Origin of the sequence: Streptomyces sp. NBC_01304 (genome assembly GCF_035975855.1) — a bacterium.
Lineage (GTDB): Bacteria > Actinomycetota > Actinomycetes > Streptomycetales > Streptomycetaceae > Streptomyces.
Genome location: NZ_CP109055.1, coordinates 22,002 through 41,112, shown reverse-complemented (window position 1 = coordinate 41,112; position 19,111 = coordinate 22,002). Strand labels below are relative to the sequence as shown.

The window sequence follows — 19,111 nt, the reverse complement described above, 5'->3', positions numbered from 1 at the left end:
TGGCTGTTGCTCGCATCAATCTGGCCGAATACCGCCCAGCGGCTCACGGGTCGGCGGCCGCGCCCCGTTTCCCTTGAGCGGCAGGGCCGCGCGTCATCGACATAGCTGCTCCTACGTTCTTCGGCGCAGCTCAAAGCCGCGTCCAGCGTCCTGCATCGTCGGCCGTCAGCTGAACCCCACGCAGGCCGCCATCGGCTCCCAGCCCGCCGCGCACAGGGCTGACAGTGAAGTGTTCGAGTCACACGGAGTGGGGGAGTGTCCCCCCAATCTGCGGGATTCCCGGGGGTGTTGTCAGTGGCGGCCTCTACGTTTCCCAACGAAGCCCGCAGCAGTGCGGTGCTTTCGGGCCGCAAGGAGGGGGAGTTGGTGCCGACACAGGAGCCGGAGTTCGCAGGATCCGACGATGCGCGGCAGGTTGTGGGATATCTGGTGCGACCAGAGTCCGGCGACTACATCGCAATCATGGATGTGCTTGAGGGATCGGTAACCGACCTGACGGCCGCCGAAGTGGCAGCAGCCCTCGCGGCCAACGGGCTTCGCATGGATACACGGGTGGTCGAGACTCGCCTGGATGCGCTCAAAGCAATGAACGCGGTCTCGGTGCGCTCGGACACCAGCCGTGCACGCCGGTACGCCGAGATCTTGGCACGGAACTGGCGCTACACCGCCAGTCCGGCAGGCCGGCACGTCCAGCGTTTCTACCGGCAGGTCCTGGCCGGGACGGCGACCGTGCGGGAAATCCCGATCGTGTCACTGAATCGCATTGTCACGCACCTTGAGGAACTCGCGGCCGCCCTGGGCGCGCACGACCCGAACATCGAGCGTGTCGGCGCTGCATGCATGGACGCGGTGGGGGCCGTGTTCACCAGCCATGACGATCTGGACGCTGCCCTGGTGGGTGCCGAGGACGTCCTGATGAGCCTGGCCGACCGGTTCGATCTGGACGAGGAACGCACCCATGACCTCAAGGGGCTGCTGGTCGACTATGCCACCCGGGTTGCCGCCGAGCTGGACTCAGGTTCCGCGCGCGCCGCAGCCGCCCTGAGTGTTTTGAAGCCGTGGTTCGTGCTGCTGGCGCATTCCGCGGTCGATGCCTCCCAGGCCCGCGACCTCATCACGGCCGGTGCGCTCAGCGCCTCCCGCGGCGGACGCATCGAGGACTGGGACGGGCTGTGCGCCTGGTTCGATGCCCGCACCGGACGCGCGGCACGGTTCTCGCTGCGTCTGGTGCGCACGCTGCCGGGCATGCACGCCAACCTGCGCCGACTGCATTCCTCGGCGGGCACCGCCTCCAGCCGCAGCCGGGCACTCCTGCTGGCCCAGGCGGTACTGACCCCCGAGGTGGGGGTGCAAATCTTCCAAGCCGCGGTCGGGGACCACTCCTGGCGCAAGCTCTACGGCCAGGCCGACGAGGACGAAGCCGTCCGCAATCCGTCCTGGCGCGGCGGACCGCAGGTCCCGGTGCCCACACTGCTGCGCACCGCCGGCCGCTCCGGTCCGCGCGGCCGGGGCGCCGCACCCCGCGACGACACAGCAACAAAGGCGCAGGTGGCCGAAGCCCGGGCCCGCCGCCAAAGCGAACACAGTGCCGCTGTCGGCGCGGTCCTGGCCGCGATACCCGGACAACAACTGGACGAGAGTGCTGCCCGCATCGCCCTCGCCGCCCTCATGACCGCCGCCCGCGCGGGCGCGAGGGGACCGCAACGCACCGGCGTCAGCGGCGGACTGGCCTGCACCCTCGTCCACACCGGAACCGGCACCGGCACCGGCACGCTGGACGCCCCCACCTGGCGCGTGCTCCTGCCCGGCCGCATCCCCTTGTTCCACAAACCCGGCCAGCGCCCCTCCGCCGCTGCCCTCGCTGCCCTCGCGGGCACCACCGTGAGCAACGACCCAGCGCCACGCGCCGCCATCCACCTCACCGGATCCCGCGCGGTTCAGCGCCGCGTCGGCCTTGAGGCATCCGATGCCCATACAGCGCAGGAGGGCGCCGCATGAGCGAGACACCCCGCGACGAGCCTCCCGCACCCGATCTGGCGCCCGCCACAGAAGCGACGCCACCAGCGCCCCGCCCGCGAAAGGCCTGGCGGCCTGAGGCCGACTCTGAGGCAGCGGCACTGCTGCGCCACCTCGCGGCCACCCCCTGGCTGGTCGGCGGCCGCGACGACGCGACCATCGCCGCCGTACGCCGTAACGAGAGCGCACTACGCGCTGCCGTCGCCCGGCTGGGATGGGTCCTGGTCATCGAACGCGACCTGGTACGACTGCGTAAAAGCGCACCGCCGCGCCCGGCGGTCTGGGCCCAGCAGGGCCCCAGCCCGGCAACCTGCTCCTGGTTCTTTCTGCTGGTCGCTGCCGCCGAGTCGATGCCCCCGAGGGCCGCCCTGGGACAGCTGGTCACCGCCGCCCGCACGGCTGCCGCGGAAGCCGCACTGCCCTCCCGCAACGACATGGCCGAGCGCCGCGCCATCGTGGCCGCACTGCGCATGCTCGACGAACGCGGCGTCGTCGAGCGCCTCGACGGCGACCTGGACGGCTACCTGCACGACGAGCAGGCTCCCGTCCTGCTCGCCGTCCACCACACCCGGCTGGCGCATGTGGTGGCCAACCCGGGCACCCTCGACCCGGCTGCCGACCCGCAAGGATGGCTCGAGCAAGCACAACGCGAACCAGACGCGGCCCGCCGGATGCGCCGCGCCCTGGTCGACGACACCTGCGTGCACACCGCGCTCCTGGACGAGGCCGAGGCCCAGTGGCTGAGCCAACGCGCCCGCGGCGACGACGGCGCCCCCCTGGCAACAGCATTCGGCCTGGTCCTGGAACGCCGCGCAGAGGGCGCGGCATTCGTGGTGCCGGACGAGGCCTTCCGCCACTTCCGTGAACTCGGCCCGATGCCCTTCCCCATGCCGGGCACCGTCGCGCACGCCGCGCTGCTACTGCTCGACCACGCCACCCTCCACGGCATCACCGGCAACGGCCCCGGCCCCGGCTGGCGCGGCCTGACCCAGCAGCAAGTGGTCGCGGCCTTGACGGAATTCGCCGACGACAACGCCAGCGGAAAGGGCGGCTGGGGCGCTGAGTACTCCAGCGACCCCCTCCTGCTGGCGGCCAGGGTCCGCGACCTGCTGACCGGCACGAACCTGATCCACTTCACCTCCGCCGAACCGTCGGACAGCGACACCGCCGACTCGATGTGGTGGCTGGCCCCCACCACCGGCCGCTGGGCGAAAGAAGGCACCGCCGTGCCCAAAACCGCCCGCACCCGGCCCGGCTCTACGGCCGCCAAGCGCCCACCCGACCGCCCGCACCAACGCAGTGCACGGATGCAAGAAGGCCCGGACCTTTTCAGTGCCTTGGCGGCCGAGCCGCAGGAGGAGCGCTCATCGTGAACGACACCCTCGATCTGGACTTCACCTCCCCGCCCCCGCCTGCACCGGCCGGCAACGCCGACCGGTTCGGCGGCCGCTGGCGGCTGGTCGGCGCCGGCCTGTCCAATGTGTGGCGCTACGGCGACCTGAACCTGCCTGCAGCATCGGGACGCCTGCTGCTGCGCGGGCCCAACGGGACGGGCAAGACCACCGCCCTGGAAGCGCTGTGGCCCTACCTGCTCGACCTGAATGCCGCCAAACTCGCCGCCGGCAAAGCACGCCCGACCACCTTGAAACTCCTCATGAGCGAAGGAGCCCCGGCCAAGGGCCGCCGCTACGGCTACCTCTGGCTGAGTTTCGCCGCCCCCGCCAAAGAAGCAGCGACCACAGCCGACACCGAGGACCCAACTGACGCAGTGGTGAGTTTCGGAGTCAGGCTGCAGTACTCGCCGAGTTCCACCCCCGCAGTGAAGGTCGTCCCGTTCACGGTGCCCGGCCGCCCCCTGCACGAGCTGGCTCTGCGTGCCCCGGGCGGGGCCGCGCTGGAACACGAGGAGTTCACCACCCGCGTCGAAGCCGCGGGCGGGCGAGTCTTCCAGGAGCCGGAGGACTACGTCGAGCAGCTGGCCGTCCGGATCTGGTCCACCACGGCCGGCGAACTGCGCGAACTCGCCGCGCGCCTGCGGGAAGTCCGCAATCCGACCCTGCTGGGCGATGTCTCCCCGGCCGCGGCCGCCGACGCACTGCGCCAGTCGCTCCCGGGTGTGGCCGGTGACGTGCTGACGGCGACCGCAGAGGCGCTCGCCGAATCCGACACCACCCGCGCGGCGTTCGAGCGGGACGCGCAAGCCGCCACGGTCCTGGCCGACTTCGCCCGCGTGTGGACCGCTCATGCCGTCGACGTCACCCGGACCGCGCACACCGCGGCGCAGAAGGCCGCCGACGAAGCGGCAGAGCGCGGTCGGCAGGTTCAGCGAAGCACAGGTCTGTACACCCGGGCGAAGGATGCAGCAGAGGAGGCGCGAGCGGAGGTCCAGCGGCTTGACACCGACCACCGTGAGGCACGGGCAGCCGCCCGCGCCATCGAGAACTCCGCAGCGTACAAGGCCCATGGGCCCATCACGGATCTGCGTAAACGACTCAAGGCCGAACAGCTGGCAGCACGCAGCGGGTTCGCCACCCTGGAGACCGTCACCGCCCAGGCCCGTACTCGCACCAAGGACGCCCATGGGGCTCTGGGCGAGGTCATCGACGACCTCGCCGAACTCGCTGCCGCTGCCGAGGCTGCCGGCAGTACGCCGCCCGCGCTCGACGCCCTGCTGGCCCACCATCCCCGCGCCCGCGCCACCCGTTCCGTCGCCGACCGCACCATCGACCCGGGCCCCGGCCTGACCCTCACCCATAACCGCCCGGGCCTTGAACAGCTCGCCACCCTCTGGAAGGCCGCGGCACAGGCCCATCGCGCCACAGCCGACCGAGCAGCACTGATCAAGCGCGACCACGGGCCGGTCGCGGAGGCCGCCGAGGCAGCCACGACAACAGACGGCAAAGCCGCCGACGCCGAAACCAGCTGTGACGAGGCCCGCCAGGCAGCCGACCGCGCCACAGCAGCTGCCCGCACAGCCGCCGACCAGACACTCGCCGACGTCGCCCGCTGGGCACGCGAGCATCCTGAACTGCGCGGCCTGCACAACGATGTGGCCCTGGCGCTTCCTGCTGGCGAGCACCCGGTGTGGGAGACAGGCGACGTAGACGCTCTCACCGGCGCGGAACCCGCCGTGGTACGCGATCAACTCAACGCATGGGCCGAGCAAGTCCTGCGCACCGGCGAAGCCATCGCTGCTGTCCACGAGAATGCCGCCCAGGCCCACCTCGCCGACGCAGCGGATCTCGATGCCACTGCCGCACAGCACCGCGCCGACGCCCGCCGGCTGCGCGCCGGGCAGCTGCTGCCGCTGCCGCGCCCGCACTGGGCGGGAGCAGGCGATGACGACACCGCGCTCGGAACGCTGCTGGAATGGCGCCCCGCCCTCGAGCATGCAGATACACAGCGGGCGATGATCGAGCTCGCCCTCGCCCATGCCGGCGTGCTCGGCGCCCACTTGCACACCGGCGGCATCACCACCGACGCCTGGCACATCAGCCCCACAGGTCCAGTGGTGGAACACAACCTGACTGCCGTACTGGACGTCGTCCGCGACCACCCGCATGCCGATCTCGCCCGCGCCGTCCTGGCCCGCATCGAGCTGGCCGACAGCGCCACCGCTCTGAGGGACCGCACCGCTCTTGTGATCGGACGCGACGGCACGTTCGCTGCCGGCCCGCTCGGAGCGGCACCCGCTGCTGCCCTGGCCGGCGCCGAGATCCCCGCCGCGTCACATATCGGCGCCCGCACACGCCTGGCCCGGGCCCGCGCCAAGGCCGACGAACTCGACGCCACCGCACAGACCCTCGAAGACGACGCCGAGGGCAGGCGTAGCGTCGCTGCACAGTGCCGTCAGCAACGCGACACCGTCCGCAGCCAAACGAAATCCTTCCCCCCACGACACGACCTGACCAACGCCGAGGCCAATCGGTCCACCACTGCTCATGCAGCGCATGAGCTCCAGGACACTGCACGAACCCTGCGCCGCCAAGCGGACGAAGCCGCAGCCACGCACACCAGCCTGCATGACGCCTGGGCACAGCGCGCCCAAAACCTGGGCATGCCCACCGGCCACGACGAACTGACCACACTGATCAACAACGGTCACGCTCACGCTGAACAGCTGGCCACATGCACCCAGCGGCTCATCCACCGCTTCCTGCCCAAACTCGACCGCGTCCTGCGCATGCTTCCCGATGAAACCGCACTGGCCACTCAACTCGCCGATCTCCAGCACACCGCGCAGAGCGCACACACCACCGTGCTCGAAACCCAGGCCGAGCTGGCCGAGGCCCAGGTGCACGGCGATGCCGACGACGCCGCCCGCCGCTTCGAAGCCGCCACCGCACTTGCCGAGGACCTCTCTGCGCAGCTCGTCATCGCCCGAGAAACAGCCACCGGCGCAGAAAAGCAACTCAGCACCCGCGAAAGCGAACTGAAGACCGCGCACGAACGACTCACCGAAGCACGTCCCGACCAGACATCCACCCAGGCGCACCTGGCCGCACTGCTCGCCTGGCCGCCCCTGGCCCAGGCCCTGGGCATCGACGCCGACCTCACCGCCCCCGATGCCCACCGCGCGGACGGCTCTGGCCCACAGCTCCTCGCCACGGCGGAAGCTCTGCTCGCCCGCCGCCCCACCGCCTCGAAGCGAACCCTCGGCGAGCACTACGACGAGGTCCGCGCCGAACTCGCCCAGACCTGGACCGTCGCCCGCGACGACCCGCCCACCGGACTCGACGAACTCGACACATTCGTCTTCACCCACGCAGAAACCCGCTATGACCCGCTCAGCGCCGCAACCCGCGCGCAGACCCTGGCCGCCCAGGCCCGGGGCGCCCTCGACGCCGCCGAAGCAGCGGCACTGCGGGACTTCGTCATCGGCCGCCTGCCTGCCGCCATCGGCACCGCATGGGTGGCCCTGATGGACTGGAAGAAATCGGTCAACGAGAAGATGCGCGCAGCCCAGGCATCCTCAGGGGTCGGCGTCCAAGTCCACATCGGGCTGCGCGACGACCTCGACGCCGCCACCCGCACCGTGTACGAGCTGTCCTGCAAAGTCAGCGATGCCGTCCGCACCGAAACGCAGAAACAACAAGTCGGGCAAGCGCTGCAGGCGCTGCTGGCCGCCGCCGACGGCACCACCATGACCGAACGCCTCACCGCAGCAGTCGACATCCGCGACTGGGTCGACGTCCACTACCTCGTCGAACGCCCCGGCCCCGAGGGCACCCCCGTCTCCCGGCGATGGGGCTCACGCACCGGCCTGTCCGGCGGCGAACGACGCCTGGTCGTCCTGGCACCCATGCTCGCCGCCATCGCAGCCAACTACGACCGCTTCACCGATACCGGCCTGCGCCTGGTCCCCCTCGACGAAGTTCCCGCCGAGGTCGACGAACGCGGCCGCGAAGGACTCGCCCGCTACCTTGCCGCACTCGACCTGGACATCCTGTGCACCTCTTACCTCTGGGACGGCGCCCCCGGCGCCTGGGACGGCATCGACGCCCACGACCTCGAAGCAGGCAGCGACGAAACCGTCGTCGCCTTCCCCATGCTGATCCGCGGCCTGCACCCACTTCCCGGCGACACCGACATCAACACCCTGCCCGGGAGCCCGGCATGACCTGCTCCCTGTGCGCCGATGCCTGCTCCGGCGCCGACCTCGCACCACTGCTTGCCCCCGAACTTGCCTGGCTGTGGCAGGCAATCGCGGCGGCCGCCGACCGGCGCGGCGACGAAGCCCTCACCGACGGCCCCGCAGTCACCGTCAGCATTCCCGCCTCACCGACCCAGCGCGCCGCCGCGGCAGGCCTGATCAGCGGACAACCACTGGCATCGGGCCAGCGCCGGCGGATCGACCTGGGCCACCTCACAACAGCCCTGACCGCCCGCGGGCCGGCACTCACCCCCGGCGCCGTCGCCGCCCATGCCTGCGGCCGACGCCTCGCGGCAAGAGCCCGAGCCCGCACCGAACACGCTGCCTCCACCGACCGGCTCCGCACCCAACTGGAGACCACAGCAGCCTGCTTGCCTGCGCACGTCCGCGAACTCGTGAGCCCGACCTCGGCCTTCACCCGGCTCCGCAGCAGCGGATGGATCGCCCGCATCCTCAACCAACCAGACCCTGCCGCCCTACTCGCCCAGGCATTTCAGGTCGCCGGACGGCTCCCCGAGCCCGGCCACCGCATCGACCGCCGCACCCTGGTCCCCGGCGACCCCCATGCACTCGACGGAGGCCCGCTGCCCGCCCTGGTTCTCGCCCTCACCCAACACTCCGGCACGGTCCCGCGTCTGGGCTGGGAGCGGCTCGGCGTGGACTTCGACGACCTGATCGGCGGACTCATCGTCACAGGCGTCACACCCCGCGGTTGGCACGTCCCGCCCGGTGCAACGCTCACCCTGCCGCCGAGGGAACTCACGAACATCGCGTGGGCGCCGCCCCCAAAGCCAGATGCATGGGTCTTCGTCACGGAGAACCCCTCCGTGCTGGCCGCGGCGAGCACGCAACCTTCTGAGGACGACCGCACCCCAACACCGCCGCGGGTGATCTGTACCGCAGGCACTCCCTCATCGGCGGAATGCGCGGCAATAGGCGCCCTGCACCACGCCGGCTGGCGTGTCGCGGTCCGCGCGGACTTCGACCAAGCAGGCCTGGCGCACATGCGAGCCCTCCTGGCTGCAGCGCCTCAAGCCGTCCCATGGCGGATGAGCGCGGCTGACTACCTCGCCACCGCCCCGCAGGGCACCCTCGATCTGCGGCTTGAGGCGTCGGATGCCCCCTGGGACGTACATCTGGTGCCGGCGATGAAGGCGCGCTCCGCCTACACGTACGAGGAGGATCTTCTGCCAGCGCTCCTCGCCGACATCGCGGCGGGCGTGCCAGACACGGGCCTGCCATGATGACGGGGGAGCAGGGGCGCGGCAGCGCTGCCGGCCGGTATCAACGGTGCCGCCTCACAGTGCCTCTACCCATTCGCAGGCCTCGTCCGCCGCCTCGGGCGAGAGCGGCGTGTTGGAGGGCTGGGTGGGTGTGCGGGGCGGGGGTTCGGGAACGGCCGCGGCGTGGGGGATGGCGCCTGCGCAGCCGCGGCAGACGTCTGCCAGATGCCAGGTGCGTCCATTGTTGCTGCAGATCAGCATTAGCCGCAGCGGGCCGGAGCAGGGTGTGGGATGGCGGTGCCAGGCACAGGCGTGCTCGCGGCACTGGCAGATCCGCAGGTGCAAGGGCAGGGGCGCCGCGGCGAGATGGCTGGCGAGGTGACGCCGTGCTTGATTCATCAACGCGATGCCCGGCTGCGCGGTGAGGGAGCGGCAGGCGCTGCAGGTGACGGTCGGGATCCGGGCGCGGGTACTGATCGTCACGCTCCAGGAGCGTGAGGGCAGAGCGGTCATGGGGTCCCTTCGAGCAGGTGCGGGCGGCGGAGTCGGAGCCGCAGTGGGGATGTCCGGCGAGCGGACACCGTAGTGCAGACCTGTTCACCGCAGACTTTCACCCGGACCGCCACAAATAGGGCAGAGGTCTGCACTGTCAGGGCAGGGGTCTGCACCGTCGGATGGGCAGGTGACGATCTTCCCGCCGCCGGACCCGGACCCGACGGCACTGCGCGAGTCCCTCGCCCGCCTGCGCGCGCAGCGCGGCTGGAGCTACGACCAACTCGCCGCGCACAGCGGCCTGTCCCGGCGCACCCTCATCGAGATCGAGCAGGGCCGCACCGTCGGAACACTGGCCACTTGGCACGCCCTCGCCCACGCCTTCGGTATCCCGATGGGAACCCTCCTCGACCCCTTGTGCACCGGTCACGAACCTCCGTCTGGCGAACGCTGAACTTCCCGCCGCCCCTCACCTGATCGGGACACCAGACTCGACCAGGGGCACGATTCGAGACTGCACGTTCGCTTCTTGTCATTCTCCAGAGGGGACCCGTCACGACACGCCCCGGCGGCGTGCGACTCGGCTGGCACCTTTCACTCCGGTACCTGCACCGCCCGGTGCAGGGCTCTCCCGCATGTCCGCACCCTGGTGTGGGCTGTCACGGCTTCCCGGAGACCCCCTTTCATGTCCTTCACCCCCACCGAGGAACAGGCTGCCGCCCTCAAGGCGTTCAGCGACGGCGACCACCTCGTCATTCAGGCCGGCGCCGGTACCGGTAAGACCTCCACCCTTGCCTTCCTCGCCGAACAAACCGGCGGCCGCCGCGGCCGTTACCTGGCTTTCAACCGGGCCATCGCCCAGGACGCGGCCACCCGCTTCCCCGCATCGGTGCAGTGCAAGACCGCTCACTCCCTGGCCTACGGTGCACTCGGCCACCGCTACCGCGAGCGCCTCAACAGCCCCCGCCGGCCCGGCTGGAAGGTCGGCCAGGACCTCGGCCTGAACACTCCCGCCCGTATCAACGGCCGCGACCTGCTGCCCGCCACCCTGTCCAACACGGTCCTGCGCACAGTGGCCCGCTACTGCCAGTCCGCCGACACCGAACTCGCCCACCACCACGTGCCACAACTACGCGGCCTCGACACCGGCGAGGCACATGCCGAACTCGCCGACCTCCTGCTGCCATACGCCGCAAAAGCCTGGGACGACCTGCAGAACCCCCAGGCAGGCATGGTGCGTTTCGAACACGACCACTACCTGAAGATGTGGGCCCTGACCGACCCCGCCCTCAACACCGACTACCTGCTCCTGGACGAGGCCCAGGACACCAACCCCGTCCTCGAGCAGATCGTCCTCGCCCAACGCGAGCGCACCCAGATCGTCATGGTCGGCGACTCCGCCCAGGCCATCTACGGCTGGCGAGGCGCCCGCGACGTCATGACCGGCTTCCAAGGCCACCACCTCACCCTGACCCGCTCCTTCCGCTTCGGCCCCCGCCTCGCAGACGAAGCCAACCGCTGGCTCACCCTCGCCGACGCCCCCATCCGACTGACCGCCAGCGCCGATATCCCCACCACCATCGGCCCCCACACCGGCCGCCCCGACGCCGTACTGTGCCGCACCAACATCGGCGCCATCACCGAAATCCTCACCCTCCTCGACGCCAACACCCCCACCGCACTCGCCGGCGGCGGAGACGCCCTGCGCGCGCTGGCCCAGGCAGCCCGCGACCTCATCCAGGGACGACGCACCCACCACCCCGAACTGGTCCTGTTCACCACCTGGAACGAACTGCGCGACTACGCCGAACTCGACCCCGCCGGCGCCGACCTCCAGCCGTTTGCCAACCTCGTCGACGACCACGGACCCGACGCCATCCTTAACGCCGTCGACCGACTCGTTCCCGAGACCCAGGCCCAGGTCACCGTCTCCACCGCGCACAAAGCCAAAGGCCGCGAATGGCCCCACGTGCGCATCGCCCCCGACTTCACCCCACCCCCCGACACCGACGAAGTCGACAGCGCCGGACACCCCATCCCCGGCCCCATCGACCCGGACGAAGCGCGCCTCGCCTACGTCGCCGTCACCCGGGCCCGCCACCACCTCGACCTCGGTGGCCTCTCCTGGATCCATCAGCGCCCTGACGGAAATCCCGTGTACGTGGCGGATGGTCGGTGTGCTCCGCACGCCAGCACGGACCATATGGCATCCCCTCAGGGGCCTGTGGCGGCAGCTGGTTGAAGCGGCGTCCTTGCTTGCGTAGGGGAGAGGACGGGGGGCTTGCTGGGCGAGTGTAGGTGCGAACAGTAGGCCAGCGCCTCGAGAAGGAGGGACAGCCTGATGCCCGGCCTCCCGCGGGCCCGTGCAGCGCTGTCCTCGACAGCATGCCCAACCTGCCCTGGATCGAAATCGAGGGTGCCGATGAGGAGACCGTGCATCTCCAGGCCGGTCTTGCCGCGCCTGATTCCCAGTAAGGAGGGAGTGTGTACCTGGATGTACGCCCCACGTCGAGCCCGCTGCGCAACAGGTGCCGGAGCTCAGATCCGACACCTGATGCCTGTGCAGGCCGGGCGAGTTGACTGTGTGTGGTGGGTGGGGGACCTGCCCCGGCGTTCCCGGTTCGTAGCAAAGGGTTCGGCGGCGCGCTTCCAGGGGCTTGCAGTCGCGCTGCAAGCCCCTGAAGGACGGCCCAGACCTGGGGGTGGAAGTGGCCCGGTTTCCCGTTGCCCTACTTAATCCTGATCATAGAATGATCTGGATTCATCGTCGTCAAACTTGACATGTAGGGCGACGAGTTCCCCGGAAGCCGATACGTCCAGCATGGCCGCATGTGAGCCAATGCGCCGAGCCGAAGCTTCGCCCAGCAGGCGAATCGTGACGCCGTTCACGTATGGCTCGACATTGAGAATCCCATCCACCTGCGGATCGTTCGAAAGGAATGGGACGCCTTTCTCGAAAGCCATGCCCGCAAGCTCGCCAGACGGATCCTTCTTCGCGTGCCAGTCCAATAGGATGAACTCAAGGAGACAGCCGTCAAGGGCGGATGTCTTAATTTCGACAGTTACTGTCTCGTTGGCGAGCACTTCAGAATTGGGTCTTTCCAACTCCGAAGAATATCGGGGCCACTGCACAGTCAACGGTACGTACGGATCGATCGTCAACTGTGGCGCCTTGGAGTCTTCAACCCCGACAAGTCGGAACACCATGGTCACTCCATCACGATTCGTGCATGTTTGAGAACAGGATCAGCGCCTGCTTGTCCGCCCTTGGGTCGCACAATGATCAGTTCCCAGCCGTGACTGATGGCCTTGTGGCCGTACTGGATACCGTTCACCGTTGCCGCGTCAATCGATCTGTACAGCCCTACCAGATAGTCCTCGGTCAACATATCCTTGAACCGTCCTGCCCGTCTCAGCTCTTCCTCGATGTGCTTTGTTGCATTCGGGTGGACCCAGACACTACGGCCGTGAGTCGTCTCAATCGTGAATGATTTTGGGAGCTTTGTCCCAGGATAAGCCTTCTGGGTTGGGCGAATCTTCTCAAGGATCCTACCAAAGACGGTCTTTGCTGCAGATTTCGCAAGGAGTGAGCCGCCAACATCTACCGTACCCTCAGAACGTACATCGCACCTTAGGGGCGCCTGTTTGGCGCACTCGTCCGACTGTCCGAGATTCTCCTTGAAGTAACGGGCAGTATCGCGCGCTGCATTCGCCCAGAACTTGTAGTCGTAGATGTCAGGAGACGACGGCGCATTGTGGTCTTGGTTGGCTTGGATGTATTCGTCGACGTTGGGCCCGTAGCCGAGGGAGGGGCCGTTTTGGTAGATCCTGCTAGCGCTGTCCGCCTGGGCTGTGCCGCCACTGAAGCTGTTGTAGGGCTGGTGTGGCTTGGGTCTGCCGTGGTCGGGGTTGCCGTCGCCGTTTGGGTCGTCCTTCGAGCAGGGGCTGGGGTCCCATTCCGTCTCGCACGTCCCGCGCAGGCCGGTGGGGTCGCTCGAGGTGATCGGGGTGTTGTTGGCGTAGGCGTAGCCGTTAAGGGATTGGTGCTGATCCAGGCTGAGTAGTGGGTCGACGCTGATGAACTGGCCGGTGGCGGGGTCGTATTCGCGGGCGCCGATGTGGGTGAGACCGGTTCCGGTGTCGGCGGGTTTGCCGAGGAAGGCTTTGTCGTCGGGCCAGTTGGTGGCCTTCGTTCCGCGTGGGGTGCCGAAGGGGCTGGTGTAGCGCTTGGTGATGGCGTAGGTGCCGGCGTCGAGGGCGAGGCTGGAGGTGCCGTGATGGTCGGTGGCGAGGAAGCTGAGCTTCGTTCCGCTGACTCCGCTGGTTGCGGTGCGAACAGCGATGGTCTGGCCGTTGGCGGTGTAGTAGCGGCTGCCGCTGAGGGTCTTGGTAGTGCCCTTGGCGGTGAGGCGGACCTCAGTACCGCCCAGGTAGAGGATGCTGTCGCCGTCGCCCTTGGCGCGGCGGATGAGGAGTTCACCCGAGGCGTCGTAGAGGTAGCCGGTTTCGGCGGCGCCTTCGGTGAGCTTGGCGAGCTTGCCTTCGCTGTTCCAGTCCAGGCTTTGCTGGCCGGTGGGGCCGGGGCGGGTTTTGGTGTCGCCGGTGTTGTAGTAGGTGTAGGTGTTGGTCTTTGCGCCGGTTTCGGTCCGGGTCAGCGTGTGCGGCTGCCCCTTGTCGGTGCCGTAGCCGTAGCTGGTCTTGGTGTCACTGGTGGCCGCGTGCTGGGTTTCGGTGTCCCGCTGGCCGGACTTCTTGTAGGTGTACGAGGTCCAGTACGGGGCGGCGCCGTCGATGTTGGCGGTGGTGCGGCCGGTGGCGGCGCAGTCGGCGGTCTTGGGCGTCCAGGCTTCGCTCAGGCGGCGGTGGCCGTCGTAGGTGAAGCACTGGTAGTCGGGCTTGATGGTGCCGCCCTGGGTGCTGCCGTCGAAGATGGAGGTGACGTTGCCGGCCTCGTCCTGGCTGAAGGCCAGCTCCTGCGGCATGTAGCCATGCACGTCGTCCGTCACGAATGAGCGGGCCAGACGGCGGGTGCCCTTCTCGTACTCGTAGTTGAGGTAGGCCTTCTTCGCAGCGTTGCCGCCCTGCATGCCGAGGCTGAGCTGCGTCAGATCACCCTGGGGGGACAACACGGCGCCTTGCAGGTAGCCGGTGGTGCCCTGTGAGGTGAGCTGCTGGCCGGTGGCGTTGTAGGTGTATTCGACGGCCTCGGAGGCGAGCCCTGCGACGGCCGGCTCGGTCTGCTGACTGGGGGTGCCGTCGAGCCGGTAGCTGGTGCTGAATGACAGGGTCTTGGGGACGCCGGCCTTCACCAGCTCGTCGTCGTCGGGCAAGGCCAGCTGGCTGCCGGTGACCTGGTAGAGGCTGTCGTAGGAGTCGACCTTCTGGGTGTAGGCCTTGCCGGCGGAGCCGCCGACGTAGCGCGTGGCACTGTCCTGCTGACCCTTGGCGAGGGTGTCGAATTCCCAGGCGGCGAGCTTGTTGGCGGCTGTTTTGTCGGTCTGCCACAGGCCGGTCTTGCGGCTGAGCTCGTCGTAGCCGTAGAGCAGCTTCTTGTTCTCCGCGTCGACGCTGTAGTCGATGCGGTCGAGGTTGTCGTACCAGGTGTTGGTGGTGCCCTTGTCGGGGTCAGTCGACGTGGTCTGGCGGCCGAACAGGTCGTAGCCGTAGGACCACTTGGCGTCGTCCGGGCCGGTGACGGTCTTGTTCTGGCCGGCGGGGGTGTAGGTGTACGTGGTGGTGGTGTAGTCAGTGCCCTCGGGCTTGGGACCCGCGTATTCGCGGCGCTCGACTGTCTGGCCAAGGGCGTTGGTGATTACCGCGGTGGCCTGTCCGCCGGCCTGGGTGCTGGCTGCGACCTTGTCGCCGGTGTAGGTGGTGTTGGTGGTCCAGCGGGTGACGCCGTGGTGCTGGGTGACCGTCTTGGTGGCGCGGCCGGCGCCGTCGTAGGTGGTGTCGGTCTGTACCGGGGCTTGGGAACCTTCGGTCTGCACCGCGTCGTCACCGGCGGGCGCGGATTCCTTGTCCCAGATGTCGCCCTGGGAGCTGATGGCGAGTCCGCGGTCGTCGTACAGGGTCAGACCGACGATGCGGCCGCCGATCGGAGTCGGGGTCTGGGTCTGACGCGGGCGCAGCAGCGAGTCGTAGTACATGTAGCTGGTGTTGTAGCCGGAGCCGTCGCCCTTGAGGGTGCCGGTGGACACCCACGACATGTCGGCGCTCTGGACCTTGTAGCCGAAGACGTAGTTGGCGCTCTTCTTCAGGACCTTGGACCGGTTAGGCAGCCAGATGCCGGTGACGCGGCCGAGGCTGTCGTACTCGGTCTCGGTGATCTTGTCGTTGGCGTCCTTGGCCTTGACCGGGTTGCCGGTGGCGAAGTCCACGTCCGTGGTGGCGGTGTGGCCCTTGATGTTGGCGACCGTGCTGGAGGTCAGCGGACCCGACGCAGCCGGGGTGTACGTGGTGTCGGTGACCTTCTTGCCGTCGGTGTCCTTGACCAGCAGCGGACGGCCGAGGCTGTCGTAGCTGGTGGTGGCGGTCTTCTGCCAGGAGGGGGTGCCGCTCGCATAGGACTTGGCGCGGCCGGTCCATACCGCGTCGCCCTTGGTGGGCTTCTGGTCGGCGGACCAGGTGGTGGCGGTGGTGTCGTCGTAGACGGTGGCGGTGTCGGAGATGATGTCGCCGGACCGGGTGGAGTCGTCGGGCAGGTCCAGGGTGCTGTCTGCGGTGGCGCAGGTCTTGGCGACGGTGCGGGTACGGGAGACGAGGTCGGTGAGGCCCTTGTCGGTGTTGCGGGCGTACCAGGTGCGGGTGCACTTCTCGTCGCCGGTGATGGCCTTGTCGCCGCTGTCCTCGACGGTGTCGGCCAGGCCGTAGTCGTCGTAGGTATAGGTGGTGCTGCGGGTGCGATTGGTGGCTGTGCTGCCGGAGGTGATGCGGGTGCGGTCGTGCTCGGCGCCGACGCGGACCCTGTAGGCCTCAATGTCGGCGTAGGACTTGTGCTGAGTGGCGGTCTTCTTGGAGGTGACGCTGTTGACGGTGCCGGACACCTCGTCGGCACCGTTGTAGGTGACCGTTTCGCGGGTGAAGCCGGCGTACCGGTCGTGGTCGTCGATGGCCGGGGCGGTGATGCCGGTCATCGTGACACTCTTGCGCTTGTCCTTGTCCGGAAGCTTGCCGTCGGCACTCAGGACGCGGTCGCCGTTCATGCCCCGCAGGTAGAGCGTCACCGTCTTCTGCTGGGTGCCGCTGCCACCGGTCAGGTGGGTGACCTTCTCGTAGCCGCGCCAGCTGGACCAGGTGCGTTCCTTGGCCGGGGTGAAGGGGTCTTCGTTGTAGTGCCAGGCCCCGCCCCCGCTGTACTGGTAGGTGTGCTGGACGGCCTGGGAGCCGCCGCGCGGGTCGGTGGCGGAGACGGAGGCGACTGGGTACTTCTGGAACCAGTCCAGGATCGGGGTCTTCTCGCCGTTGGGGGACCAGAAGACGGGGTAGCAGCGCCTGGTGTTGTCATCGACCTTGGGCATGGTCTGCCCGTAGATGCAGTCCGCGTCCATGTAAGTGACGATGGTCTGCGCCCCGGTCTCGGAAGTAACCGTCTTCAGGCGAGGCTTCTCGAGGGAGAGGATGTCGTCGGTGGTGCCGTCGACCCGGTTGGGCTTGAACTCGTGGGTGAACTTCACCGGGTCCAGGGCGAGGTCGGTGCCGCGCTTGCCGGTGTGCTTGATCTCGTCCAGCCACAGCGACTGGTCGTGGGAGTCGCCGGTGTCGCCCGGGTCGAGGTAGAGCTGCTTGAAGGTCCAGTTGTCGACCGGCTCGAATTTGTCGGTCGCGGTCGAGGCTGCGTTCCAGGCGTGGGTGGTGATGCCGGTCATTCGCTTGCGGGTGAAGAACGACGGTGCGGTGTTGCCGGTGCACTTGTCGCCGTCCTTGCAGACCACATCGAAGGGCACGTCGGGCCAGTTGTCCCGCTTGTCCTCCGTGAGCGCGTCGCAGCCGGTTCCGGCGGCGATGCAGCGCTCCGCGTAGGTGAAGGTGACCTTGTTGGATGCAGCGGGGCTGGCGGAGAACAGGGAGCCGCTCTTCTGGCCGTAGCGGATTTCCTTGAGGTAGCCGCCGCGGGTGTAGCTGGTGCCGGTGGATTCGTTGCCGAGGGTGTCGTAGTTGTTGGTCTCGTCCTCGTACCAGTAGGTCATGGCGTTGTTGTGGGTGTCCTCGACCAGGTCGAGGTTCCAGCGCCAGGCCTGCTTCTTGTCCCGACCGGAGAAGGTGGTGCCGTCCTTGTAGCCGGGCTCGCCCTCGTCGTCACCGAAGACCGGCACGGTCCAGGTGGACTTGGTGCGCTCGTCCGTGCCCGCGCCGGGGAGCTTGTGCAGGCCGAAGGTATAGCTGGTGCCGTCGCCGGTGGTGACGGTCCAGTACTCGCCCTTGCCGTCGATATCGGTGGCACCGTCATCGCCGTTGTCCGCGCCAGTGTGGTGCTTGACGGTGGATTCGTCGTCGTTCTTGAGGTGCCACTCGCCGCTGGTGTCGTCCTTGACCAGTTCGGTGGCCTTGCCGTTGAGGACGAGGGAGGCGTTGTCGTACTTCCAGCACAGGTCGAACTTGTCGGCCTGGTCGTCGTCGTCGCACGAGCCGTACTTGCGCTCGATGTACGACGACGTGATGTCGAAGCCCTCACCCAGCGAAGTGCCTTGGTTGTTCGTGTTGCCGGTACGGCCGTCCACGCTGCCGGAGTTGTAGGAGATCGACAGATCCGGCTGGGGGCCGGCCGCCGCGGGCGGGGTGCGCAGCGGGTAGGACCAGGTGAAGGTGCCCGAGGAGCCGCCGGCCTCCCAGGTGGAGGAGGAGGCCAGCGGGGTCGCCTTGTAGCTGCCGGCCGCGGACTTGTCACCGGCCGCCAGCGCCAGGACCTTGGTTTCGCCTGCCGCTGGTGCGCTGTTCTTCGCCGACGCCGAGTTGGTGTCCGCATCGAAGGTGAGAGGCGTCTGCAGCTGCTGGCTGCTGCGGTGGTTGGTGAACTCAAGCGGTGTGCGGGTGCGGCACTTGGCCTTATCCGGGTCCTTCAGCGCGCAGTCGGGCAGCTCGAGGACCTGCAGACGGCCGGCCCAGTCGCCGCCGTAGGCGGAGGCGAACGCCGAGTAGTCCAGGCCCACTTGGGCCTTGCCGCCGCCCGCGGGCCCGGTCACGGTCAGCGCGACGCCCTTGACGCCGAGCTTGGTGGCGGCCTTCTGGTCCAGCACGTTGACCTTGACCGCATCAGCGGTCTTGATCTGCTTCTTGGACTTGTCCGGCTTCGGCGCCGCCAGCGTCACCGGCAGCTTTCCGGGCTCGGCCTTGGCCGTGCCCTTGCCCGGCATGCTCAGCGTGGCCGCGCCGCCGATAGGCCAGGTCACTGTGGTGCTCTGGTCCTTGCGGGCGCGCTCGGCGGCCTTGCGGTCCGCGGCAGCGGACTTGGCGACGATGTCGGCGTTCTTCTGGTTGGTCTTGACCGTCCAGGGGGAGACCTTGGCGGGCTTGGGGTCCTTCAGGTCCGGTCTGCCCAGTGGATCTGCCGCCGCTGAGGCGGGGGTGACCAGGGGGGTGAGCAGGCTGGGCACCAGGATGAAGCCGGTGACCACGGCGATGCGCCGGGCCCAGGGATGTCTGTGACGCTCGGCCCGGCCCGATGAGGGCATGCCGAAGGCGAGGGGATTCATAAGGGGTGTTCTCCTCGCGTGCGGCCACCCGGCTG

At 68.6% G+C, this 19,111-nt stretch carries 9 protein-coding genes; 6 read left to right on the top strand and 3 right to left on the bottom strand.

Annotation, left to right across the window (positions count from 1 at the left end):
- Window positions 1-366 precede the first annotated feature (366 nt).
- Genes OG430_RS00145 through OG430_RS00130 form a run of 4 tightly spaced genes read left to right on the top strand, consistent with a single transcriptional unit; the run spans window position 367 to window position 8,913 of the window.
- A complete protein-coding gene (locus OG430_RS00145) occupies window positions 367-1,998 on the top strand; it encodes a DUF2397 domain-containing protein (RefSeq protein ID WP_327350281.1) in 1,632 nt (543 codons plus the stop codon).
- Window positions 1,995-3,389, top strand: a complete 1,395-nt coding sequence (locus tag OG430_RS00140; RefSeq protein ID WP_327350280.1) for a DUF2398 family protein — start codon at window positions 1,995-1,997, stop codon at window positions 3,387-3,389. Before OG430_RS00145 ends, OG430_RS00140 begins: the two co-directional genes overlap by 4 nt.
- Window positions 3,386-7,636 carry an SbcC/MukB-like Walker B domain-containing protein gene (locus OG430_RS00135; RefSeq protein ID WP_327350279.1) on the top strand — a complete coding sequence of 1,417 codons (4,251 nt, stop codon included), beginning with the start codon at window positions 3,386-3,388 and terminating at the stop codon, window positions 7,634-7,636. The genes OG430_RS00140 and OG430_RS00135 overlap by 4 nt, the downstream gene beginning before the upstream one ends.
- Window positions 7,633-8,913 (top strand): DUF2399 domain-containing protein, encoded by a 1,281-nt coding sequence (locus tag OG430_RS00130; protein ID WP_327350278.1) that lies wholly within the window; start codon window positions 7,633-7,635, stop codon window positions 8,911-8,913. The genes OG430_RS00135 and OG430_RS00130 overlap by 4 nt, the downstream gene beginning before the upstream one ends.
- 54 nt (window positions 8,914-8,967) lie before the next feature.
- Here the strand turns inward: OG430_RS00130 and OG430_RS00125 are convergent, their stop codons facing one another.
- Window positions 8,968-9,375 carry a hypothetical protein gene (locus OG430_RS00125; RefSeq protein WP_327350277.1) on the bottom strand — a complete coding sequence of 136 codons (408 nt, stop codon included), beginning with the start codon at window positions 9,373-9,375 and terminating at the stop codon, window positions 8,968-8,970.
- 199 nt (window positions 9,376-9,574) lie between these two features.
- Between OG430_RS00125 and OG430_RS00120 the strand changes: the two genes are divergently transcribed.
- Window positions 9,575-9,838, top strand: coding sequence for a helix-turn-helix transcriptional regulator (locus OG430_RS00120; RefSeq protein ID WP_327350276.1), 264 nt, complete (start codon window positions 9,575-9,577; stop codon window positions 9,836-9,838).
- Between the two features lie 231 nt (window positions 9,839-10,069).
- A complete protein-coding gene (locus OG430_RS00115; RefSeq protein WP_327350275.1) occupies window positions 10,070-11,626 on the top strand; it encodes a UvrD-helicase domain-containing protein in 1,557 nt (518 codons plus the stop codon).
- Between the two features lie 491 nt (window positions 11,627-12,117).
- On the opposite strand, the gene OG430_RS00110 is transcribed toward OG430_RS00115, so the two are convergent.
- Both OG430_RS00110 and OG430_RS00105 read right to left on the bottom strand, forming a co-directional pair.
- Window positions 12,118-12,591, bottom strand: coding sequence for a hypothetical protein (locus tag OG430_RS00110; RefSeq protein WP_327350274.1), 474 nt, complete (start codon window positions 12,589-12,591; stop codon window positions 12,118-12,120).
- 2 nt (window positions 12,592-12,593) lie between these two features.
- Window positions 12,594-19,076, bottom strand: coding sequence for an RHS repeat-associated core domain-containing protein (locus OG430_RS00105; protein WP_327350273.1), 6,483 nt, complete (start codon window positions 19,074-19,076; stop codon window positions 12,594-12,596).
- Window positions 19,077-19,111: the final 35 nt, after the last annotated feature.

Bases quoted from the DNA above. Each gene is read 5' to 3' on its own strand.
- OG430_RS00140 (WP_327350280.1), top strand. From the start codon at position 1,995: ATGAGCGAGACACCCCGCGACGAGCCTCCCGCACCCGATCTGGCGCCC.
- OG430_RS00130 (WP_327350278.1), top strand. From the start codon at position 7,633: ATGACCTGCTCCCTGTGCGCCGATGCCTGCTCCGGCGCCGACCTCGCA.
- OG430_RS00115 (WP_327350275.1), top strand. From the start codon at position 10,070: ATGTCCTTCACCCCCACCGAGGAACAGGCTGCCGCCCTCAAGGCGTTC.
- OG430_RS00110 (WP_327350274.1), bottom strand. From the start codon at position 12,591: ATGGTGTTCCGACTTGTCGGGGTTGAAGACTCCAAGGCGCCACAGTTG.
- OG430_RS00105 (WP_327350273.1), bottom strand. From the start codon at position 19,076: ATGAATCCCCTCGCCTTCGGCATGCCCTCATCGGGCCGGGCCGAGCGT.